The organism is Parerythrobacter aestuarii (genome assembly GCF_030140925.1).
Classification (GTDB): Bacteria; Pseudomonadota; Alphaproteobacteria; order Sphingomonadales; family Sphingomonadaceae; genus Parerythrobacter; species Parerythrobacter aestuarii.
On record NZ_JARBWD010000001.1, the window covers coordinates 1461109 to 1483723 of the forward strand.

The window sequence follows — 22615 nt, forward strand, 5'->3', positions numbered from 1 at the left end:
ATTATGAGCGAAGCTTCTCCAACAACTGACCGCGCTCCCGAGGGAGCTGGCGGTCATCACATGGACTCGACCACCAAGCTGGCGATCGGTGCCATCGGTATTGTCTTCGGCGATATCGGTACGAGCCCACTCTACGCATTCCGCGAGACTTTCGTCGGGCCTAACCCGCTGCCGATCGACTATAACCACGTTCTGGGTGTCGTCAGCCTGATCTTCTGGTCGATGACGCTGATCGTGGCGATCCAGTATGTCAGCATCCTGATGCGCGCCGATAACAAGGGGCAGGGCGGTAGCCTCGCCCTCGTCGCGTTGATCAGCCGCAGTATCGGCAAGACCAACTATGGCTGGCTGGTGGTGCTGCTGGGCGTGTTCGCGACCTCGCTTTTCTATGGCGACAGCATGATTACCCCGGCGATTTCCGTCCTCTCGGCGGTCGAGGGGCTGACAGTGGTCGACCACCGGCTCGACCCGCTGGTGATCCCCATCGCACTAGTGCTGCTGATCTTCCTGTTCATCCTGCAAAAGCGCGGCACGGCCAAGGTCGGGGCGCTGTTCGCCCCGGTAATGATTGTTTACTTCACTGTCATCGCGACGCTGGGGATTATCTCCATCGTCCAGCACCCGGAAATCCTCTACGCGCTCAACCCCTGGTACGCAGTCCAGTTCTTCATCAACGACGGCATGCTGGCCTTCCTCGCGCTCGGTTCGGTCGTGCTGGCGGTGACGGGTTCGGAAGCGCTCTATTCGGACATGGGCCACTTCGGGCGCGGCCCGATGCGGCTGAGCTGGTTTGGCTTTGTGATGCCATGCCTGTTGCTCAACTATTTCGGGCAGGGTGCGATGATCGTTTCGCTGGGTGCGGCAGAGGCCAATGAAGCGATCAAGGCACCGTTCTTCCTGCTGGCACCGGAAATGCTGCGTTTGCCGCTGGTGATTCTTGCGACCTTCGCGACATTCATTGCCAGCCAGGCTGTGATCTCGGGCGCGTTCTCGATCACTCACCAGGCGATCCAGCTCGGCTTCGTGCCGCGCCTTTCTGTTACTCACACCAGCGACGCGCATTCGGGCCAGATCTATATCCCGATCATCAACTGGGCGCTGATGGTTGCCGTGATCATCCTGGTGCTGACGTTCCAGAACTCCTCCAACCTCGCTTCGGCCTATGGGATCGCAGTGACAGGCGCAGTCACCATCGACACCTTGCTGATGGCGGTCCTGCTGGTCGGGGTGTGGAAATGGAAATGGTATTATGCTGCGCCAGTGGTGCTGCTGTTCCTCATCATCGACGGTGCCTATTTCGCAGCCAATCTGACCAAGGTGCCCGATGGCGGCTGGTTCCCGCTGGTGGTGGGCCTGATCGTCTTTACCCTGCTCACCACATGGGCGCGCGGGCGCAAGCTGATGCGCGACCGCATGAGCGAAGTAGCGCTACCTATCGAGATCTTCGCCAAGAGCGCACACAACAGCGCGGTGCGGGTGCCGGGAACGGCGATCTTCATGGCGTCGAGCACTGCTGGCGTACCCTCGGCGCTGCTGCACAATATCAAGCACAACAAGGTGCTGCACGAGCGGGTCATCATCCTGACGGTGGAAATTTCGGACATCCCCTATGTCGACCCGGCCAAGCGCTGCGAGTACTCGCAGATCGGCGAAGGCTTCTACCGTGCTGTGCTGCATTACGGCTTCATGGAACCAACCGACGTGCCCGAGGGGCTCAAGGCAATGGAACAATGCGGCGGCAAGTTCGACATGATGCAGACCAGCTTCTTCCTCAGCCGCCAGACCCTGCTGCCGAGCGACAAGCCCGGCATGCCGATCTGGCGCGAGAAAATCTTCGCCTGGATGCTGCGCAATGCGGCGACGGCGATGGACTTCTTCAAGCTCCCGACCAACCGCGTGGTCGAACTGGGGAGTCAGGTGCGGATCTGACCTGCCGGTGGGAGTGCAACAGGAGACAGGCCTTTGAGTTCGCTAGGGATTCCAGCGATTTTGCAGAGTGTAGCGCTGTCTTGTTCGCCGCCAGCCGAGCCTGAACTGCCGCTGCCGTCTCTCGTCGAAGCGAGCGCTCCGGCGTTACAGGAAGGCGAAACGGCCGAATCGCATGATGCGCGGGTGGCTGCCTGGCAGCGCGGGCTAGCCATTGCCGAACGTACATGGGACATCACTTTCGGGCGGCGCCCTGGCGAGACAACCGAACGACACCAGCGTCGGCTTGCGAACCTCATAGCGAACCACGCACCAATTATGCGGGTCGGCGAGAGCGACGTCGCTTATGAAGACCGGGTGAAACACGCCGGCTGGGCTCTCCAGGACCGGCTCGCCCAGGATGAGTATGATCGCAGCGTTGCTGAACGCGCTGCGGAAAAGGCCCGGCAAGAGTCGTTGTGGGATGATGCCGAGATCGTGATGGTCCTACAGGTGATCGACCGCGAAGAGCTGGGCCCTGCAACGACCGGATATCTGATGAGCAACACCGTCGAGGTTCTGGGCGTGCTCAAGGGTCAGGTGCCGGTTCGCAGATATCGTTTTGCGCACAGTGGAGAAGATGACTGCGGTCCAACCGGGCATCGCTTCGCTGACCTTGAATTGGGAACTGTGCTCGCGGTCTATATTAGGGGCGGGGCACTTTGGGCCAATTCCATCATCGCTGAAATCGAACGGAACGACTTTCGCGATCCGCGCCTTTCACCGCCGGATAGCCGGTGGTGAAACAGTCTCGCTAGCTGCCTGTGGGCGGTTCGTCCTTTAGCACCGCGTCGCGGTCCTCGATCGCCAACCCGTGGCGGAGCAGCATCGGGATCTGCGTGAAGGTGAAGAGGAAGCTCAGCGGCAGGAAGACCCACAGCTTGGCCCACAGCCAGCCCTCGAAGGTCATTGTGCGCACGAGGATTTCGTTGAGTGCGGCCAATGCGAAGAAAAAGAAGCCCCAGTTGCGGCTGAGCTTGAGCCAGCCTTCCTCGTTGACGCCTTCGAACGCCGCCTCCAGCAGGACCTGAAGCAACGCTTTGCCGCGCAACCAGCCTCCAACTAGGAAGAACCCGAACAAGAGGTAGATCGCAGTCGGCTTGAACTGAATGAAGCTTTCGTCCTGCAGCCAGATCGTCAGACCTCCGAAGCCGACGATCAGTGCGGTCGAGAGGATCAGCATCGGCGAGACGTGGCCGAATTTGAATTTGCTGAAGACCAGCGCGACGACTGCGGCGATCATGAAGGCTATGGTGCCATAGATCACCGCTGCGATCTGGCCGAAAGTCGACTCTGCCGGCGGCTGGTAGAACTTGTAGACACCGAGGAAGACCAGCAGCGGGCCGTAATCGACCAGGATGTTGAGCCAGCCGGATTTGGGTTTGGGTTTATCTCCCAACTCCGTTCGCCCTGAGCTTGTCAAAGGGCTGTCCTTTTCTTGCAAAACGCATCTCCAGAAGAAAAACAGGGCTTCGACAGGCTCAGCCCGAACGGTTGTAAGGGAGTGCCTTACGCAATCCCCGCGATCACTTTGGCCACCAGGTCTGGGTCGAACGGACGCAGATCGTCGATCTTCTCGCCCACACCGATAGCGTGGATCGGCAGGCCGTATTGCTCGGCCGCTGCTACCAGCACGCCGCCGCGCGCGGTGCCGTCGAGCTTGGTCATGATGAGGCCGGTGACTCCGGCGACTTCCTTGAATACGTCGATCTGGCTGAGCGCATTTTGGCCATTGGTGGCATCGAGCACGAGTATCACGTCGTGCGGTGCCTCAGGGTTGAGCCGACCGAGGACTTTACGGATCTTGGCCAGCTCATCCATCAGCTCGCGCTTGTTCTGCAATCGCCCGGCGGTGTCGACGATCAGCGCGTCGGTCCCGCGCTCGGTCCCCGCTTTGACCCCGTCGAACACGATGCTGGCCGGGTCGCCGCCTTGCGGCCCCTTGATGATGGGCACGCCGACGCGGTCAGCCCAGGTCGCCAATTGCTCGATGGCGGCAGCGCGGAAGGTATCTCCTGCCGCCAGCATGACCTCGTAATCCTCCTCGACCAGCCAGTGCGCCAGCTTGGCAATGGTGGTGGTTTTGCCGCTGCCGTTGACGCCGATGACGAGAATCACCTGTGGACGCGGGAAGGCGGTGATTTCCAACGGGACGGCAACCGGTCGCAGGATCGCGGCGATCTCTTCCGCCACCGCCTCCTTGAGCTCGCGCTCGCTGATCTGCAGCCCGAAGCGCTTCTCGCGCAGCTTCTCGCGGATGCGCGATGCGGCAGACGGGCCGAGGTCCGACATGATCAGCGCGTCTTCGACCTCGTCCAGCGTGGCATCGTCGAGCGTGGCAGTGCTGACCGCGGCGGTGAGATTCTCGCTCAGCCGTTCGGAGGTTTTCCTGAAGCCGCCAAAAAGACGTTCGGTCCAGCTCATGCAAGCAGGCCCTGTTCGAGTGTAGTGGGAGTAATGGTCACGATTGCCCCGGCAGGTGTGTCTTCGGGCAGTTTAACCCGTGCGTAGCCAGGCGTGTAGCCGCAACCATCGCGTTCGGCGAGCACGCTGTGAGGTTTGTCGAGTTGGGCGCGCAGCCAAGGTTCGCGCACCTGGGCAACAGCATTGCGCAGCTCGGTGGCGCGCTGCCGGATGACAGCCTTGTTTAACTGCGGCATCCGCGCGGCGGGGGTGCCGGGGCGGGGCGAGTAAGGGAAGATGTGTCCGTGGATGATGGCAAGTTCTTCGATGATCGAAAGATTCCCTGCGTGATGTTCCTCGCTCTCGGTCGGGAAGCCGGCGATCAGGTCGGCACCGATGGCAATTTCCGGCCGCGTTGCCTTGAGCCTTGAGACAAGCTCCACGACATCGGTGCGGCTGTGGCGACGCTTCATCCGCTTGAGGATCAGGTCGTGCCCGTGCTGCAGCGACAAATGAATATGCGGCATAACGCGCGGTTCATTTGCGAACAGCTCAAACAGTTGGTCATCGACCTCGATCCCGTCGATGGAGGACATACGCAGCCGCCTGAGTTGCGGAAAGCCATCGAGGACCGCTCGCACGAGCGCACCAAGCACCGGCTTCCCAGGCAAGTCGTGTCCCCAGCTGGTGACATCGACGCCTGTTAGCACGACCTCTGCTGCGCCCTCGTCGAGATGGCGTTCCACTTCGCGTAAAACCTGTTCGACCGATAGCGACCGGCTTTCACCGCGGCCCTGGGGAATGACGCAGAATGTGCAGGCATGGTCGCAACCGTTCTGCACAGCGATGAAGGCACGGGTGTGCCGGTCTCGCTTGATAGGCGCATCGAGCGTGGGGACATTCCAGGCCCGCGCATCGAGCTTGGCGGTGTTGGCAATGAGACCGTCCACTTCGGGCATGGCGGAGAGTTGCTCACGCTCGATATCCGCGGCACAACCCGTCACCAGCAATCGCGCGTCCGGCCGGGACTTGCGCGCCCGCCGGATGGCCTGCCGGGTCTGGCGCACGGCTTCGCTGGTTACTGCACAGCTGTTGACGACGACGACATTATCTTCGCGCGCGAGCATGGCCCGGATTTGCTCGCTTTCGGAAATATTGAGGCGGCAACCGAGCGAAATGACTTCCGCTCCGCTCACGCGTAGTCCCCCCAGTCAAAGCTGCCGCGAAAGCTCTCGGTCGCGGGGCCGGTCATGATGATCCGGCCGTGCGCGTTCCATTCGATGGTTAGCACTCCGCCGGGCAGGGTAACGTCGACCGTGCGGCCGGTTAGTCCGCGTCGCATCGCTGCAATAGCGGTGGCACAGGCTCCTGTCCCGCAAGCCCGGGTCAAGCCTACGCCGCGCTCCCACACATGCAGTTTGATTGCATCCTTGCCCGTGACCGATGCAACATTGACATTGATGCGCTGGGGAAAGAGTTCGTCGGTTTCGATCCCGGCACCCATCAGGTCGAGGCGCACCGCATCTGCGTCTTCTACGAAAAATACCACATGTGGGTTGCCGACATTGACCGCAACCGGCGCTTCCAGTTCACCCCAGCCCACCGGCATGGAAAGCGTGTCCATGGCATAGGCGAGCGGGATGGCTTCCCACTCGAACCGCGGCACGCCCATGTCGACCCGCGCGCCGCCTTTGGTAGGGGCGACTTCGATCATACCGCCGTTCGTCTCTACTGTGGCTGCCTTGCCATGCAGCAGCGCCACAGCGCGACTGGCATTGCCGCAGGCTTCAACCTCGCCGCCATCGGCATTGAAAATGCGCATACGGAAATCGGCTGCTTCGGAGGGTTCGAGCAGGATCAGTTGGTCGCAGCCGATCCCTGTGGTTCGGTTCGCCAAGGCGCGCGCAATCGCTGCCGTCATCGGCGGCAGTCTGTGCTCGCGGGCATCGAGCATCACGAAGTCATTGCCGAGCCCGTGCATCTTGGTGAAGGAGATACGCATCGCAGCGCATCTATGGTGGGAGTGCTTCGGCGTAAAGGGGCACGAACTCCCAGATCAGGCCGATTTGCGGGCGGCGTCTTCGCTTGTTTCGCCCGGGGCATCGGCGGGTGCAGCATCCCGAACAACCAGCAGGCCTTGCTTCTCCAGCCGCTTGCACACATCGTCGGCGCTTTCAGGGCGTCCGTAGAGATAGCCCTGGCCTTTCATCTCGCCCATGGTCTTGAGCGTCTCAAGGATCGTGCTGTCTTCGATGCCCTCCGCTGTAATCGGCATATCCAGCCCTGCGCCGAGCGAGATAATGGCTGCAACAATCTGCGAATTGGCGTCGGCTTCCTTGAGTTCGCTGACGAAGCTGCGGTCGATCTTGATCCGGTCGAACGGCAGCGACCGCAACTGGGCCAGCGAGGAGTAACCGGTCCCGAAATCGTCGAGACTGATCTTCACGCCCTGGTTCTTGAGACTGGTGATCATCGACCGCACGACACCGACGTTTTCATGCAGGCAGCTTTCAGTCACTTCGATATCGAGCCGCTGCGGCGGGAAATTGCATTCCAGCAGCAGCTTGAGAATTTTCTGCGAGAACCACGGGTCGCGCAGCTGTACCGGTGAGATGTTGACGGAAATCGTAAGCGAGGGATCCCAGTCCTGCGCGTCGCGGAACGCCTGTCGCATCAGGCCTTCCGAAAGCTCGGCGATCAGGCCGATCTCTTCGGCGATGGGAATGAATATTTCCGGGCTAATCATGCCCAGTTTGGACGAATTCCAGCGCGCCAGCATCTCGAACCCGACCAGCCGGCCCGTCTTGATATCGACCTGTTGTTCGTAATGCGGGACGAACTCGCCTTTCTCGACACCCAGGCGGATGCCGGTTTCCAGTTGGTTGCGGAAACGCAGCTCGTTCTCCATCGTCGCTTCGAACCAGTAGTACCGGTTCTTACCCTGCCGCTTGGCATGGTACATCGCGATATCGGCCTGGTGCATCAGCACCTGGGCATCGACTTCGCAACCTTCGCCATGACGCCCCGACAGGCCGGAAGCGATCCCGATCGACATGGTCACTTCAATTTGCTGCGAACCAATAGCCATGGGCGCGGCGATGCTGTTGATCAGTCGCGATACGAACTGTTCGACAACATCGGGCGAATTCTTGTCATAGGGGTAGACGACGGCAAACTCATCGCCGCCGAGGCGAGCCAGCACTGACTCGCGCGGCAACAGCGCGGTCATGCGTTCGGCGGTTCGTACCAGCACGTCGTCGCCAGCCTGGTGACCGTTCAGGTCATTGACCTGCTTGAAGTTGTCGAGGTCGACCATGATGAAGGCGATGGCCTTGCCATCACGCTCGGCCTTGGCGATCGAGCGATCGGTTTCGATCGTCGCACTCCGACGGTTGTGGCAGCCGGTAAGAGGGTCGATCTCCGCCAACTCGCGTGCGCGAGCCTCGGCCTCGCGGCGGGTGTCGATTTCCAGCCGGAGCTCGCGGTAGCGGCGCCAGCCGAAGATGATCAGTGCAATGTTGAGCAGCAGCGCATTGGTGAGCATGAGATCGGGCCCTGCACCGGCACCCGATGTCCATTGACGGACGATTTGCGGGACGACCTTGCTGCCCGTACCCACGAACATGATGATCGCCGCAGCAGCGATCCCCAGCGCGACAATATCGCGCCGGGCGCTGGCGAGCCCGTCCTGTCTCTTGCCCGGAAACTTTGCCATGATCCCCCAGTAGGCGGCTTCCCCTTCTTGAGGGGTTGGTAAGCTGCCGTTTATGACCACTGCGGTTGAAAATTGGGTAAATTGCTTGTTTACCCATCCCTTACCCTACCAGCCCTGCAGTCGGCAGGCTGGAGCGATCCATCGAATGAACAAGGAGATAGCCCGGCATGGCGCGGTATTGGCTGATGAAATCGGAACCCTTCAAGTACAGCTGGGACGATCTCGTTGCCGAGAAGGAAGGCACCTGGGACGGGGTCCGCAATTACCGCGCGCGTAACAACCTTGCGGCGATGAAGGTTGGGGACGAAGCCTTCTTCTACCACTCGCGTGAAGGGCTGGAGATAGTCGGCATCTGCGAAGTCAGCGTCGATGGGATCATGGATCCGACCGATCCCGAGCAGAAGTGGAACGCTGTGAAGGTCAAGCCCAAGACCAAGCTCCCTCAGCCGGTAACGCTCAAGCAGATCAAGGCAGAACCCAAGCTGGCCGATTGCGAGCTGGTGCGCCTGTCGCGCCTTTCCGTGGCTGAGATTACCCCCGCCGAATGGAAGGTCATCTGCAAGATGGGTGGGCTCTAGCGCGAACGCAAACCACTGACGGTCGCTCCGCTGGCGGCCAGCTGTTCGACATCTATGACGCAATGGATCAGGCGCAGGCCCTTGCGGCCCTGTGCCTCGAGCAAGGCGGATTTGAACTGATCGGTAGTCTCGGCCCGGGCTGCCCAACCCCCAAAGGAGATGGCAAGCGCCGCAAAGTCGGGGTTCTTCAATTCAGTCGCAGAGATTCGCGCGGGGAACTCGCGTTCCTGGTGCATGCGGATCGTGCCGTAAGCGCCGTTGTCGACAACCACCACCAGCAGGTCGACACCGTATTGCACAGCTGTTGCCAGCTCTTGCCCGTTCATCAGGAAATCGCCGTCGCCTGACACGGCTACGACAGTACGATCGGGGAAGCGGCGTGCGGCAGCGACCGCTGCGGGGACGCCATAGCCCATCGCTCCGCAAGTGGGCGCGAGCTGGGTGGGGTGCCCGTCGTATCGCCAGTAGCGGTGCCACCAGCCGCCGAAATTGCCCGCACCGTTGCAGATCATCGTGTCCGCAGGCAGCGTCTCGCGCATAAACCCGACACATGACGCGAGATCTAGAGGCCAGTCCGAGGGAGCCGGTGTAGACCATTCCTCCCATTCGGCATGGGCCTGCGGCCCGGCATCGAAGGGAATGATGCTGCCGTCGTCCCACAACGCAGCGGCTTCGGCGAATTCGGGCATGTCGGCACATAGCGCCAGGTCGGTACGGTAGACCCGGCCGAGCTCGCCCGGATCGGGATGGACATGGATCAGTTGCTGGTCCGGGTGATCCGGGGTGACGATGGTGTAGCCATCGGTGGTCGCTTCGCCCAGCCGCGCCCCGACCGCGAGGATCAGGTCCGCCGCCTTGATCCGCTCGACCAGTTTCGGATTGGGGCCATAGCCGAGGTTGCCGGCATAGACCGGCGAGCGCGGCGAGATCGCATCCTGCCGGCGGAAGGCCGTCGCCACCGGCAGGCCGATCCGTTCGGCAAAGGCCTGGAAGTGCTCGCGCGCCTTGGCGTTCCAGCCGGCCCCGCCGATGATGGCGACGGGGGAGGCAGCATCGCCGATCATGGCCATCATCGCCTGCATCGCGTCGGGGCAGGGTGGCTGCGCCGGACGGATGGCTTCGGGGCGCGGTTTGGCCTCGGTGGCGTCGGACAGCATGTCTTCCGGCAGGGCCAGTACCACCGGTCCGGGCCTGCCCGACATGGCGACGGACCAGGCACGAGCGACATATTCGGGGATGCGGTCGGCACTGTCGATGCGCGCCGCCCACTTGGCGATAGGGCCAAAGAAGGCCGCGAAGTCGACTTCCTGGAATCCCTCGCGGTCGCGCATCTCGCGTGCGACATCGCCTACGAACAAGACCATCGGCTGCGAATCCTGATACGCGACATGTACGCCGATGCTGGCGTTGGTTGCCCCCGGTCCGCGGGTTACGAAAGCGACGCCTGGGCGACCGGTCATGGCCCCGTCGGCGCAGGCCATGAAGCTAACACCGCCTTCTTGCCGACAGGTAATGACGTCGATGTCGGTCTGGCCGTGAAGCCCATCGAGGACCTGCAGGAAACTCTCGCCCGGAACTGTGAAGATGCGGTCGCAGTGCTGCTCGACGAGGCATTGGACCAGCAGGCGGGCAGCATCGGGCGTGGTATGTTCGTTCATCCAGCGGCCTCTAGCGCCACAGCGATTTTCCCACAACGCGGATGGCGCACACGGTGAACAGGAAAACTTAATGTCCCATCGCGCGACAACGCCGATTCATGCCGCGCGCAATGGTTAGCAAAGTGTAAACGCTTGTCTCATGACAACGAGAAAACAACGCCGGTCGCTGGTGCTCACCGATGAGGGTGCGCGCCATTCCTTCCTCGCTTCGCTGCCACCACATGTGCGCGGTGACACTATTGCGAGGGCACCGCGCTCTGCCTGGACTGTCAGCCGCGATGACGTGCGAGGTTTTGCCAGCGCCTATTTTGCTTGCCTTGCGGCAGCGCTGGTCTTCCTGGTCTGATCAAGGGCCTAGGCCGCTTCCGGTTGGTCGGCTAATTCGGCCTGGTGTAGCCGCTTGCCCAACCAGGCCGAAACGAGGCACATCGCGGCGCTCAGGAGGACCTGCTCGGCAATCGGCACACCTGCAGCGGTTAGAACCATTGCCATGAGCGACCCGGCCACCATTGCTCCGGAATTGACGATATTGTTGGCGGCGATCGTGCGTGACGCCTGGTCGGTCGAAACCCGTGTCGTGAGGAATGCGTAGAGCGGCACCACGAACATGCCGCCAGCCACAGATATGCCGAGCAGGCACAGCAGCAAGACCGATGCCATCGGCCAGGCGATGAACTCGGAAACATCGAGCAGTTCTGTCGGCTGGTCCATCTGCCACAGCTTGCAGACCAGATAGAATGCAAAGACAAAGCCTGCCATTGCCAGTACGGAGAAGGGTGCATATCGCGCCGAGACATCGCCCTTGAGCAAGTGGTTGATGGTTACGGAACCAAGCGCCACCCCGACCGAAAACACTACCAGGAACACGCTGGCGACTTCCTTGCTTGCCATGATCACGTTTTTCGCAAGCGGTGGGAACTGGATGAACAGCACTGCGCCGATGGTCCAGAAGAAGCTGATGGCAAGTATGGCGTAGAACACCTGCTTGTCATGCATGGTGTTGCGCACCAGCGCGATCGATGCGCGGATGATATGGAGGTCGATCTTCTCGACCTTGCCCAGCGGCGGTGCAGTGGGAACCTGACGTGCCGAAATATAGCCCAGGATTGACACGCCGATGATGCTGGCGGCGGCATACTGGACCGGGATCCAGCCGGCCAGGATCGTCCCGGCGAGGATGGCGACATAGGTTCCAGCCTCGACCAGTCCGGTACCCGCCAGCACCTCGTCCTTGTGCAGGTGCTGCGGCAGGATGGCGTATTTGATCGGGCCGAGGAAGGTCGACTGCACGCCAGTGAGGAACAGCGCGAACAACAACAGGATGATCGGGAAGGTCGTGTCTAGAGTGGTAAAGCCTAGCGGGATCGCCACCGGCATTTCGAACCCCTTCCACGACAGGTAAAGACCGGTCGCGCCGATCAGCATCAGTCCGATCTCGCAGAATTTGACGATGCGGATGATGCGCGCCTTGTCGCGCATGTCGGCGAGCTGCCCGGCGAGCGCCGACAGCACGAAGAACGGCAGGATGAACAGGCCCGAGGCGACCGCGCTGAACAACCCTTCCGCTTCTTCCGAATTGTAGACGAAATAGACCACGAACAGGACCATCGCGGTCTTGTAGAGATTGTCGTTGAAAGCGTTCAGCAGCTGCGTCGTGAACAGCGGCAGGAAGCGGCGGCGGCGCAGCAATTTGAGCGTCGTCATGGATTCCCCTCACGCGCGGATGCGCGCCTCGCGGCCGACACTAGAGGCACATCGCAGCTAGGGATAGGGGGTATGCAAGTGCTTTTGCCCGGCAGCAGAACGCGCTAAGCGCTAGGTTGACATGCTGACCTTGCCCAACCTCCTGACCCTGTCGCGCATCTTTGCGGTGCCGCTGCTGGCTTTCTTCTTGTGGTGGCCGGGATGGGAGCTGGGCTATGCCATCGGCTTCGTGCTGTATTCGATCATCGGCATCACAGACTATCTGGACGGGTACCTGGCCCGCGCGCAAGGTACGGTGTCGAAACTCGGCCAGTTCCTCGATCCGATTGCCGACAAGATCATGGTTGCCTCGATCATCCTTGTATTGACGGCGCAAGGCTTCCTGCGTGGGCCTGTGATGGGTGATTTTCACGTCATTGCCGGGCTGATCATCCTCGTGCGCGAGATCACTGTCTCGGGCTTGCGCGAATTCCTCGCCGGGCTGCAGGTGTCGGTGCCGGTGACCAAGCTCGCCAAATGGAAGACGACTTTCCAGCTGCTGTCGCTTGGGGCCCTGATCTTTTCGGGGGCTACACCGCAATGGCTGGCAACCGTGGGTGAGACGACCTTCAACGTCTCGCATACGATCGGCATCTGGAGCCTGTGGGGAGCAGCGATCCTGACGCTCGTGACCGGTTGGGATTACCTGCGAGTCGGCCTCAAGCACATGGATTGAGTCGATCGGCTCAACGATAGGCGGCGAGTGCTTCGCTGAAGGCAGCAACCGAACGGTTGAGCCTACGCGCTTTCGGCGGCTGGGCAAGCCGGGGCGCTGCCTCTTCGCTGAAACTGAGAGCGAGGTCTGCCATCATTCGATCAATCTCTCGCGCGGTGTGTGCTTCCATCTGAGACATGCCAGGCAAGTGTTTCAGGTCGAGATGCGTAAGCCCGAACGGAAACAGTTCACGGAAAGCGACCCGCTCGCTCAGGCCCTGGCCGATGCGGAAGTCGAGCTCACGTGAAAGCGCCTGCAAGGCTTCCGCGATCCGCTCGCCCTGGCGCTTTTCGGCATGGCGGACGCGGTTCTTGAACACGATCCAGTCGGTCGGAGCGAATCCGGCCTCGATGCGCTCTGCCCGCAGTTCCGTGACGAGTGAGGCAAAGCAGCCGGTCTGGCTGATCTCGCGGGTGACGGGATTGTGCCGACCCAGCAGTTCGAGATCGAGGAATGAGGAATTGACGGGAGTTACCAGCGTATCGGCGAGCGCCACGGCGCGGCGGAAGATCGGCGAGTCCGCCCCGGCGGCGTCGATAACGATGAAATCGGCAGCTGCATCGAGCCGCAGCACTTCCTGCCACAATTGCGCGGCGCTGGGCCGATCGAGCACTGCCCCAACGGGCATCGGCAGGTGCACGCCCACACTTGATGCTGTGCCGTGTCGGTATTGCAAGCCCCGGTGAAGTGTCCTCTGACGACGATCGAGGTCGATCGCGACCACGCGCTGGCCGAGACTCGCAAGTGCTACAGCCGTGTGAAAGGCGAGGGTGGATTTTCCGACGCCGCCTTTCTCATTGGCAAAGGTAATGACATGGCCGGGCAGGCGAAATCGGGCGGCGATGTCTGCGACGACGACCCGGGGATGCTCATCAGTAGCTATCCCGTCGCGAGATTGGGGCGGCTGGTCATTGTCATTGAGCATGCGCGGCGCTCCCCCTGTCTGCCGATGCTGGCAGACTTATCCACAAGGTGCTAACAGTTGGTGCACAGAGATGTCCCGGGCAAAAGGGGCTGTGGAGCGACGTCAGCCAAACAGAGGCAGTCCGAAGCGGTCGCGCGGATCCTCGGCATCGAACTTTTCGCTGGTTGCGGCGTAGCCGAGCATTTGCACGATCTTGTGATGCACCGGCGTGCCGAATTTGATCCCGGCATGCTGGTCGATGCGCCAGACAATGGCGCCTTGCGCTGTCACCATGTCACGCAGGTTGACTTCGACCTCTGCGCCTTCGCGGGCAGCCGAATTGCGGATCTCGATCATGCACCCGCCCGGGGACAGGTTATAGAGCGTCGCGACGTCGCGTTCGCCATTGATGATGACGTTGATTTCCTCGTCGGTTGCGAACCGGTTGTATGACCGCATGATGGCAGCCTTCCTGCATTATTGGACCCTTGAGTAGAGCACATTGTTACAAATAGGCAAAAATTTCGTGAACGCCGCGTTTAGGGCAATTTAGTGATTGAACACTGGCGTAATCCACCGGGTTAACGATACCGCTTTTGTCAGCCGGCACGCAATTCTTCGGCGAACAGCCTGAATTCATCACCCCGCGGCGAATTCTTGCGCCATATCAAAGCGATTTCGCGCTTGGCCGCAGCAGACTTGAGCGGTCTTGCCACGACATTGGTACCCGCAAGGATGTTCGCCTCCAGCGCCATTTCCGGCAGCATTGTCAGGCCAAGCCCGTTGTCGACCATCTGCACCAACGTGTGCAGCGAAGTGCCGATCATGGTGGCGCTGCCGCGCAATTCGGGCCGGTTGCAGGCAGCGAGGGCGTGCTCCTTCAGGCAATGCCCGTCTTCGAGCAGCAGCAGGCGGCCTTCGTCGATCATGCTGGGCTTCACGATCTCTGGCGGATCGCGCGGATCGTCCTTCGGGAAAGCGACATAGAGCCGGTCATCGGCAATATGCTCCATCTCGATATCGCCGGTGGCAAAGGGCAGGGCCAGCAGCACGCAATCGACCCGCCCGTGATGCAGCGATTCCACTGCATCGTGACTGGTCTCCTCGCGCAGGAACAGTTTAAGCTCGGGCCGTTCCTTGCGCAGCCGCGGGAGGATACGCGGCAGCAGGAACGGCGCGATAGTGGGGATGACGCTCATGCGGAGAGTGCCCGACAGCGGCTTGCCCGCCGCCTGCACCAGATCGGAAAGCTCTTCCGCCTCGCGCAGCAACCGGTGGGCCTTCTCCACCACCTGGTTGCCCAGCGGCGTAAACCGCACCACCCGGCGGCTGCGCTCGACCAGCGTCACACCGAGCAGCGATTCCAACTCGCGAATGCCGGCTGACAGGGTGGACTGCGAAACAAACGAAGCCTCCGCTGCACGCCCGAAATGCCCATGCTCATGTAGCGCGACGAGGTACTGCAGCTGCTTGATGGTGGGGAGGTAGGTGGACATGGGCGAACCCTACTCCGCCGCCTGCCGCTCCGCCAGTTCTTCGGCCATGTCGTCGACATGGGTCATGGTAAGCTTGCCGTTCTTCACTGCGAAGGCGAGCTTGCCTTCGACCAGTTCGAGCGCGTCCTTGCCGAAGACTTCATAGCGCCAGCCTTCGAGGATCGGCAAGTCGCGCACACCGGCGGCGAGGGCTTCCATTTCATCGGCGCGGGTCAGCAGGCGGGCGGCGATGTCGATTTCACGGGCGCGGATCTTGAGCAGCAGCTTGAGGAGGTCGGCCACGAGCGCGCCTTCCTTGCCCAGCGGGGCCCCGCGCTTGGCCTTTTCCGGCATTTCTTCCTTAGGCAGCGGCTCGGCCTTTTCCAGGACCTTGAGCAGCCGCTTGCCAATCTCGTTGTCGCGCCAGGCCTGGCTGAGGCCGCGGACCTTGGCGAGATCGGACTGCTTTTTGGGCGGATGGCTGGCGATATCGGCCAGCGTCTCGTCGCGGACGATGCGGCCGCGCGGGATGTTCTTGTGCTGCGCTTCGCTCTCGCGCCACGCGGCCAGCGCCTTGAGCCGACCCAGCACGGTCGGGTTGCGCCCCGGCGAGCGAATCCTCCGCCAGGCAAGGTCGCCATCGTTCTCGTAATTGGCTGGGTCAGCGAGCTTGTCCATCTCGGCATTAAGCCACGCCCCGCGCCCGGTCTTGATCAGCTTGTTCAGGATCTTGGGGAAGATGGTCGCGAGGTATGTCACGTCGCCGATGGCATATTCGATCTGGCGATCGGTTAGCGGGCGGCGGCTCCAGTCGGTGAAGCGCGCGCCCTTGTCGATGGTCTTGTTAAGCCAGCTTTCAACAAGGTTGGCATAGCCGATCTGTTCGCTCTGGCTGATTGCCATCATGGCGATCTGGGTATCGAAGATCGGGTGCGGTGTCTTGCCAGTGAAGTTGAAGACGATTTCCACGTCTTGCCCGCCGGCGTGGAAGACCTTCAGCACGTCCTCATTGTCGCACATCAGCTCCCATAGTGGGGCGAGGTCGATGCCGTCCGCCAGCGGGTCGACCGCGGCGGCCTCTTCCTCGTTGCCGATCTGGATCAGGCAGAGTTCGGGCCAGTAGGTGTTTTCGCGCATGAACTCCGTGTCCACGCAAACGAATTCGGATTTTGCGAGGCGTTCGCACAGTTCGCGAAGCGGCTCGGTGGTCGTGATCAGCTCGTGTATCTTCATCGGTCTTTCTTCGGTTGGGCGGAGTACCGCCCTCGGGAGTGATCCCAGTGACGCTCATGCGACTTGACAAAGTGCGGAGCATCCCCTGTTAGCGCGCGCGAAATCCGGCTAGGGGGCCAGCTCTAAAGCGAGTCAGGCCAAACCGTGCACGCGAACGCGCGCGCCCTTAGCCTCATAGCTCCGAAAATGGAAAGATTTTAGATGCACGCCTATCGTACCCACAACTGCGCAGCGCTGAGCAAGGAAAATGTCGGCGAAACCGTCCGCCTGTCGGGCTGGGTGCATAACAAGCGCGATCATGGGGGCGTGCTGTTCGTCGACCTGCGCGACCATTATGGCATCACGCAGGTGGTGGCCGACAGCGACAGCCCGGCGCTGCCGGTGCTGGAGAAACTCAAGCTGGAATCGGTCGTCACTATCGACGGTGACGTAAAGGCGCGTGCGGCAGAGGCGGTGAACCCCAACCTGCCGACCGGCGAGATCGAAGTCTTCGCTCGCAGCGTGACGGTGCAAAGCCGCGCCGAGGAGCTGCCGCTGATCGTCAACTCGGCGGAAGACTATCCGGAAGACATCCGCCTCAAGTACCGCTTTGTCGATCTGCGGCGCGAGCGCGTGCACAAGAACATTATGCTGCGTTCGCAGGTCATCACTTCGATCCGCAACCGCATGACGGCGCAGGGCTTTACCGAGTTCCAGACCCCGATCCTCGCTGCCTCGAGCCCCGAAGGCGCGCGTGACTACATCGTGCCGAGCCGCCTGCACCCGGGCAGCTTCTACGCGCTGCCGCAGGCACCGCAGATGTTCAAGCAGCTGCTGATGGTCGCCGGTTTCGACCGCTATTTCCAGATCGCGCCGTGCTTCCGCGATGAAGACCTGCGCGCCGACCGTTCGCCGGAATTTTACCAGCTCGACTTCGAAATGAGCTTCGTCACGCAGGAAGACGTGTTCCAGGCGATCGAGCCGGTGCTGGCCGGCGTGTTCGAGGAATTCGCGAACGGCAAGAGCGTGACTCCGGCCGGCAGCTTCCCACGCATCCCCTATGCGGATGCGATGCTGAAATACGGCACCGACAAGCCGGACCTGCGCAACCCGCTGGTCATCAGCGACGTGACCGATCACTTCCAGTCGAGCGGATTCGGTCTGTTCGAGAAGATCGTCGGCACCGGTGGCCGTGTCCGCGTGGTTCCGGCGCCGAATACGCATGAGAAGAGCCGCAAGTTCTTCGACGACATGAACGACTGGGCGCGCAAGGAAGGCTTCGCCGGCCTCGGCTACGTCACCCGCAAGGGCGGCGAATTCGGCGGGCCGATCGCCAAGAACCACGGCACCGAGGGCATGGAGAAGCTCTATGCCGAACTGAGGCTGGGCGAGAACGACGGCCTGTTCTTCGCTGCGGGCAAGGAAAAGGACGCCGCCAAGCTCGCCGGTGCCGCACGCACCCGCGTGGGCGAGGAGCTGGGCCTGATCGGGCAGGGCTGCTTCAAGTTCTGCTGGATCGTCGACTTCCCGATGTTCGAATACGACGAAGAGGCGAAGAAGGTTGATTTCAGCCACAACCCGTTCTCTATGCCGCAAGGCGAGATGGAAGCGCTGGAATCGAAGGACCCGCTCGAAATCCTCGCCTGGCAGTACGATATCGTCTGTAATGGCTATGAGCTCAGCTCGGGCGCGATCCGGAACCACAAGCCTGAGATCATGTATAAGGCCTTCGAGATCGCCGGTTACAGCCAGGAAGATGTCGATCGTGACTTTGCCGGGATGATCGAAGCATTCAAGCTCGGCGCACCGCCGCACGGCGGTTCTGCTCCGGGCATCGACCGCATCGTGATGCTGCTGGCCGATGAGCCCAACATCCGCGAAGTAATCGCCTTCCCGCTCAACCAGCGGGCGCAGGACCTGATGATGGGGGCCCCTAGCGCCGTGCCTCCGCGGGCGCTACGCGACGTCCATATCCGCACCGTCGAACCGCCGAAGAAGGAAGGCGCATAAGGCTTCCGCGACGGGTTGACCCCTCGCCAGCGTTTGGCCAAGCCTTCGGGCAAAGTTTGGAAGCGGAGTGGTTGATAATGCGTGGTTTCTTGCAGCTTGCTCTGGTTGCGGCGTTTGCGATTTTTCCGGCGGGCACCATGGCCGAAACGCTGATGGTCACCGGAATCTATCCAGCCGGGAACGATCGTGCCGCCGCGCTGGACTCGATTGCTGTCGAGCAATTCGGGGGTGTCGATGGCGGCACGCTTTCGATCAAGATCGAGGACCGCTTGCGTGGCGCAATTGTCGATGGCGATCCGTGGTTCACGATTTACGCGGCCAGCCTTTCCAGTGATGCCGAAGCGGCGCTGCGTGGGGCGGTGACGACTCGAGTCGATGTGGAGGATTCCTACGACAAGACAGTCGAGGACTGCATCAAGCGTGATGCCAAGAAGAAGTGTGTCGAGAAGCGCAAGCGCAAGATCCGCTGCCACAAGCTCGTGGTGCGGGTGGATCCCACCCTGCGACTGGTCGGCCGCAATGGAGACCTGATCGATACCGATGAAAGCTCCGCCACGCGCGAGCAGCGTTTCTGCATGGATGAGCGCCGCCCCGATTCCGAGCCGCTGGTTGAAGCTGCCCTCGACGAGGTCGCCGACCGGCTGAGATATGCGCTGGCTCCTGTCCAGCGCAGTGAAGGGATTCGCGTGCTGGAATCGCGCAAGGGCATGCCTAAAGCAGCTGGCGGCGAATTTCGCGATGCCATTCGCCAAACAAAGAGTGATGAATTGGGCGCATGTGCGTCATTCGCCGCACTGGAACCGGCAATTGGCGAGCACGAATCGCTGCTGTTCAACATCGGCTTGTGCGCTGAAGCGGCTGGGGATTTTGACGCTGCCGAAGGCTATTATCGCCGCGCTATCGCTGTCGACGGTAGCAGCGCCTATGCCAGCCTGGGTTTGGCGCGTATTGACGAGCGTCTAAGGGCGTTCGACCAAATGGATTCGCGCAACTGAGCCGATACGCGATGCCGCAGGGGAAAGGGGGATTTTCCATCCCTCTTGCCTATATCCCTTGCGTTCATTAGGGCGAAAGCCAACATTGTAACCCCACCAAACAGAGGGACACCTAAATGAGCGATACCGCTGACCGCGTGCAGAAGATTGTCGTCGAGCATCTCGGCGTCGAGGCCGACAAGGTCACCCAGGAAGCCAGCTTCATCGACGATCTGGGCGCAGACAGCCTCGACATCGTCGAACTCGTGATGGCGTTCGAAGAAGAATTCGGCGTCGAAATCCCCGACGATGCGGCGGAAAAGATCGCCACTGTCGGCGATGCGACCAAGTACATCGAAGAGCACAAGGGTTAAGCCTTTCGTGCTGCTCGCCCCGCCGGCCCGGCTGGCGGGGACTGACAGGCCCGACCCCCTATCGCGGGCCGGGCCTGTTCCATTTTGACGGAGAATTGCATGCGCCGCGTAGTTGTCACCGGGCTTGGTCTTGTCACTCCCCTCGGTGGGGACGTCGAGACGACGTGGAAGAACCTGATCGCCGGGGAAAGCGGCGCCGGGCAGATCACCCGTTTCGATACCTCCGACCAGAAGTGCACCATCGCGTGCGAGGTCAAGGGCAAGGATCATCCGTGGGGATTCGATCCTGACAAGCGCGTCGATCCCAAGATCCAACGTCAGGTCGATCCCTTCATCGTTTACGGCATCGATGCTGCCGGGCAGGCACTCGAAGACGCTGGCCTCACTGAGATGTCGGATGAGGAAAAGCGCCGCACCGGCTGCTCGATCGGCTCGGGCATCGGCGGCCTGCCAGGGATCGAAAAGGAATCGATCGTCTTGCACGAACGCGGCCCGGGCAGGGTCTCACCGCACTTTGTCCATGGCCGTCTGATCAACCTCATCACCGGCCAGGTGCAGATCAAATACGGCTTCATGGGCCCGAACCATGCCGTCGTAACCGCTTGTTCGACCGGCGCACACTCGATCGGCGATGCCGCGCGGATGATCGCGATGGACGATGCCGATGTGATGCTGGCGGGTGGGGCGGAAAGCACCATCAACCCGCTGGGCATTGCCGGTTTCGCGCAGGCACGCGCGCTCAACATGAGCATGAACGATCGCCCGACCGAGGCCAGCCGCCCCTATGACCAGGGCCGCGATGGCTTTGTCATGGGTGAGGGCGCGGGTGTGATCGTGCTGGAGGAATACGAACGCGCCAAGGCGCGCGGGGCCACCATTTACGGTGAAGTCACCGGCTATGGCCTCTCCGGCGACGCATACCACGTCACTGCGCCGCACCCCGATGGGCTTGGCGCGCAGCTGGCGATGGAAATGGCGCTGCGCAAGGCTGACCTCAGCGCCGGCGACATCGACTACGTCAATGCCCACGGAACCTCGACCATGGCCGACACCATCGAGCTCGCGGCAGTCCGCCGCGTGCTCGGCAGTGACCTTGGCGGGGCATCGATGAGTTCGACCAAGTCCGCCATCGGTCACCTGCTGGGCGGTGCGGGGGCAGTGGAAGCGATCTTCTGCTTGCTCGCCATGCGCGACCAAATCGTGCCGCCGACGCTCAACCTGCACAATCCGGACGAAGGGACCGAAGGCGTCGACCTTGTGCCGCTCAAGGCCAAGAGCCGAGAAGTGCGTGCGGTGCTCAACAACAGCTTCGGCTTCGGCGGCACCAATGCGTCGCTGGTGATGCAGAAGGTCGACTGATGCGGAAACTCGGCTGCCTCCTTGCAGCCGTCGTCCTGCTGGTGCTGGGGGCGGGCGCGTGGTTCGCCTCGGGCTGGTATGGTGCCAGTGCGCTGCAGGAAGATGCCAATTTCGTGGTTCCTTCCGGCTCCACGCTGACAGCTGTTGCGGAGAAGCTCGAGGAAGAAGGTGTGATCGGTTCGGCCGATGCCTTCCTGCTGCGGGCCAAGCTGCTGGGCGGTGGCGACCCGATCCAGGCCGGTGAGTTCGAGCTCGAGGCCGGTATCAGCCCGTCGGGAATCTTTGACAAGCTCCAGCGTGGCGAGACGATCAATCGCTTTGTCACCATCCCGGAAGGCATGCCTTCGATCATGGTCTGGGAACGGCTGATGGCGGAAGACCTGCTGACAGGCGAAATCCCGGTGCCCGAAGAAGGCTCGGTCCTGCCTGATACCTATTCCTTCGAGCGCGGCGAGGAGCGCACCGCAGTGCTCGCGCGAATGCAAGCCGCAATGCGCAATTATCTTGCTGAGGCCTGGCCAAAGCGTGGACCGGATACCGCTGTCGACAACATGAAGGACGCGGTTATCCTTGCTTCGATTGTCGAGAAGGAAACCGGCAAGGCTTCCGAGCGCGAGATGGTCGCCGGGCTATATTCCAACCGCGTGAAGACCGGGATGCTGCTGCAGGCCGACCCGACGATTATCTACCCCATCACCAAGGGTAAGCCGCTTGGTCGTCGTATCCGCCAATCGGAGATCGCGGCGATCAACGGGTACAACACCTATACGCGGCTTGGGTTGCCTGAAGGCCCGATCACCAATCCTGGGCGCGAGGCGATTGCTGCTGTGCTCAACCCGGCGAAAACCAGCGCGATTTACATGGTCGCTGACGGCACTGGCGGACACAAGTTCGCCGATACGCTGGATGAGCACAACGCCAATGTCGAAGAGTGGTACAAGCTGCGGGAAGAACGGGGCGAAATGTGACCCCCGATCGGGGTCCGGGGTGACATCGTGAGCCATCCACTGATCCTGACCGCATTGCTGCCCAAGGACCTGCATGGCTGGGCCACGGCCCTGCGAACTGCGCATTTCCCGCCCGAGCGGAACTATCTCGAAGCGCATGTCACGCTGTTTCATGCGATCCCCGCGCAATGCGAACGCGAGCTGGGCGAGCTGTGCAAGCGGCTGGCCGCGGAGTTCGCCCCGGTCGACGCGCGCCTGCTGGGCCTGATGTCGCTGGGGCGGGGCACGGCGCTCAGGCTTGAAAGCGAGGGCATCCTGCGCCTGCGCGATGGCATCGCCGGGCACTTTCGCGGCATGTTGACGACGCAGGACATGCATCGCCCACGGCTGCATGTGACGATCCAGAACAAGGTCTCTCCGAAGGAAGCCGAGCGGCTTCAGGCCCTGCTCGATGGCACTATCGAGCCTCGCGCGTTCGCCTTTCGCGGGTTGGGCCTGCACCGTTATATCGGCGGCCCGTGGGAGCATATTCGCGACTTCGTGTTCAGGGGCCAAGAAAAGGCCTGAAACGAGGTTGACCGGG

Annotated in this window: 22 protein-coding genes; 11 read left to right on the plus strand and 11 right to left on the minus strand. The window is 61.7% G+C overall.

What is annotated here, in order from left to right; all coding sequences use genetic code 11:
- Positions 1 to 60: 60 nt before the first annotated feature.
- Positions 61 to 1929, plus strand: coding sequence for a potassium transporter Kup (locus QPW08_RS07195; RefSeq protein WP_284125049.1), 1869 nt, complete (start codon positions 61 to 63; stop codon positions 1927 to 1929).
- Between the two features lie 60 nt (positions 1930 to 1989).
- Positions 1990 to 2709: a hypothetical protein gene (locus tag QPW08_RS07200; protein ID WP_284125050.1), complete on the plus strand. Its 720-nt coding sequence runs from the start codon at positions 1990 to 1992 to the stop codon at positions 2707 to 2709.
- A gap of 10 nt (positions 2710 to 2719) precedes the next feature.
- On the opposite strand, the gene QPW08_RS07205 is transcribed toward QPW08_RS07200, so the two are convergent.
- From QPW08_RS07205 to QPW08_RS07225, 5 genes are all read right to left on the minus strand, one after another.
- A complete protein-coding gene (locus QPW08_RS07205) occupies positions 2720 to 3364 on the minus strand; it encodes an inner membrane-spanning protein YciB (protein WP_284125051.1) in 645 nt (214 codons plus the stop codon).
- Between the two features lie 110 nt (positions 3365 to 3474).
- A complete protein-coding gene (gene ftsY / locus QPW08_RS07210) occupies positions 3475 to 4389 on the minus strand; it encodes a signal recognition particle-docking protein FtsY (protein ID WP_284125052.1) in 915 nt (304 codons plus the stop codon).
- Complete coding sequence (locus tag QPW08_RS07215; protein WP_284125053.1) at positions 4386 to 5564, minus strand: MiaB/RimO family radical SAM methylthiotransferase; 1179 nt, start codon at positions 5562 to 5564, stop codon at positions 4386 to 4388. The genes ftsY and QPW08_RS07215 overlap by 4 nt, the downstream gene beginning before the upstream one ends.
- The gene (dapF, locus tag QPW08_RS07220) at positions 5561 to 6370 is read right to left on the minus strand and encodes a diaminopimelate epimerase (protein ID WP_284125054.1); all 810 of its coding nucleotides are present in this window, start codon (positions 6368 to 6370) and stop codon (positions 5561 to 5563) included. Before dapF ends, QPW08_RS07215 begins: the two co-directional genes overlap by 4 nt.
- Positions 6371 to 6424: 54 nt before the next feature.
- Positions 6425 to 8083, minus strand: coding sequence for a putative bifunctional diguanylate cyclase/phosphodiesterase (locus QPW08_RS07225; protein WP_284125055.1), 1659 nt, complete (start codon positions 8081 to 8083; stop codon positions 6425 to 6427).
- A 167-nt stretch (positions 8084 to 8250) separates the two neighbouring features.
- Here QPW08_RS07225 and QPW08_RS07230 point away from each other — a divergent pair, with 167 nt between their 5' ends.
- Positions 8251 to 8661, plus strand: a complete 411-nt coding sequence (locus tag QPW08_RS07230) for an EVE domain-containing protein (RefSeq protein ID WP_284125056.1) — start codon at positions 8251 to 8253, stop codon at positions 8659 to 8661.
- On the opposite strand, the gene QPW08_RS07235 is transcribed toward QPW08_RS07230, so the two are convergent.
- Complete coding sequence (locus QPW08_RS07235; RefSeq protein ID WP_284125057.1) at positions 8658 to 10319, minus strand: thiamine pyrophosphate-binding protein; 1662 nt, start codon at positions 10317 to 10319, stop codon at positions 8658 to 8660. The two genes, QPW08_RS07230 and QPW08_RS07235, sit on opposite strands and share 4 nt — an antisense overlap.
- Positions 10320 to 10458: 139 nt before the next feature.
- Here QPW08_RS07235 and QPW08_RS07240 point away from each other — a divergent pair, with 139 nt between their 5' ends.
- Positions 10459 to 10665 (plus strand): hypothetical protein, encoded by a 207-nt coding sequence (locus QPW08_RS07240; RefSeq protein WP_284125058.1) that lies wholly within the window; start codon positions 10459 to 10461, stop codon positions 10663 to 10665.
- An 8-nt stretch (positions 10666 to 10673) separates the two neighbouring features.
- On the opposite strand, the gene QPW08_RS07245 is transcribed toward QPW08_RS07240, so the two are convergent.
- Positions 10674 to 12023: an MFS transporter gene (locus QPW08_RS07245; RefSeq protein ID WP_284125059.1), complete on the minus strand. Its 1350-nt coding sequence runs from the start codon at positions 12021 to 12023 to the stop codon at positions 10674 to 10676.
- 121 nt (positions 12024 to 12144) lie between these two features.
- Between QPW08_RS07245 and pgsA the strand changes: the two genes are divergently transcribed.
- Complete coding sequence (gene pgsA, locus QPW08_RS07250; protein ID WP_284125060.1) at positions 12145 to 12738, plus strand: CDP-diacylglycerol--glycerol-3-phosphate 3-phosphatidyltransferase; 594 nt, start codon at positions 12145 to 12147, stop codon at positions 12736 to 12738.
- 10 nt (positions 12739 to 12748) lie between these two features.
- Here the strand turns inward: pgsA and QPW08_RS07255 are convergent, their stop codons facing one another.
- The 4 genes from QPW08_RS07255 to rnd form a co-directional block, all read right to left on the minus strand.
- A complete protein-coding gene (locus QPW08_RS07255) occupies positions 12749 to 13702 on the minus strand; it encodes a division plane positioning ATPase MipZ (protein WP_284125061.1) in 954 nt (317 codons plus the stop codon).
- A gap of 102 nt (positions 13703 to 13804) precedes the next feature.
- Positions 13805 to 14140 (minus strand): PilZ domain-containing protein, encoded by a 336-nt coding sequence (locus QPW08_RS07260; protein WP_284125062.1) that lies wholly within the window; start codon positions 14138 to 14140, stop codon positions 13805 to 13807.
- 140 nt (positions 14141 to 14280) lie between these two features.
- Complete coding sequence (locus QPW08_RS07265; RefSeq protein ID WP_284125063.1) at positions 14281 to 15177, minus strand: hydrogen peroxide-inducible genes activator; 897 nt, start codon at positions 15175 to 15177, stop codon at positions 14281 to 14283.
- Between the two features lie 9 nt (positions 15178 to 15186).
- Positions 15187 to 16389, minus strand: coding sequence for a ribonuclease D (gene rnd / locus QPW08_RS07270; RefSeq protein ID WP_284125064.1), 1203 nt, complete (start codon positions 16387 to 16389; stop codon positions 15187 to 15189).
- 201 nt (positions 16390 to 16590) lie between these two features.
- Between rnd and aspS the strand changes: the two genes are divergently transcribed.
- The 6 genes from aspS to QPW08_RS07300 all read left to right on the plus strand — a co-directional run bounded on the left by aspS (position 16591) and on the right by QPW08_RS07300 (position 22599).
- Positions 16591 to 18378 (plus strand): aspartate--tRNA ligase, encoded by a 1788-nt coding sequence (aspS, locus tag QPW08_RS07275; protein ID WP_284125065.1) that lies wholly within the window; start codon positions 16591 to 16593, stop codon positions 18376 to 18378.
- Between the two features lie 77 nt (positions 18379 to 18455).
- The gene (locus QPW08_RS07280; RefSeq protein WP_284125066.1) at positions 18456 to 19373 is read left to right on the plus strand and encodes a tetratricopeptide repeat protein; all 918 of its coding nucleotides are present in this window, start codon (positions 18456 to 18458) and stop codon (positions 19371 to 19373) included.
- A gap of 116 nt (positions 19374 to 19489) precedes the next feature.
- Positions 19490 to 19726, plus strand: a complete 237-nt coding sequence (locus tag QPW08_RS07285) for an acyl carrier protein (RefSeq protein WP_057883643.1) — start codon at positions 19490 to 19492, stop codon at positions 19724 to 19726.
- A 99-nt stretch (positions 19727 to 19825) separates the two neighbouring features.
- Entirely contained in the window at positions 19826 to 21085 is a 1260-nt protein-coding gene (gene fabF, locus QPW08_RS07290; RefSeq protein WP_284125067.1) for a beta-ketoacyl-ACP synthase II, read from the plus strand.
- On the plus strand, positions 21085 to 22053 hold the full coding sequence (gene mltG / locus QPW08_RS07295) for an endolytic transglycosylase MltG (RefSeq protein WP_284125068.1): 969 nt from the start codon (positions 21085 to 21087) through the stop codon (positions 22051 to 22053). The genes fabF and mltG overlap by 1 nt, the downstream gene beginning before the upstream one ends.
- Before the next feature lie 27 nt (positions 22054 to 22080).
- Positions 22081 to 22599, plus strand: a complete 519-nt coding sequence (locus tag QPW08_RS07300) for a 2'-5' RNA ligase family protein (protein WP_326521302.1) — start codon at positions 22081 to 22083, stop codon at positions 22597 to 22599.
- The last annotated feature ends 16 nt before the right edge of the window (positions 22600 to 22615 follow it).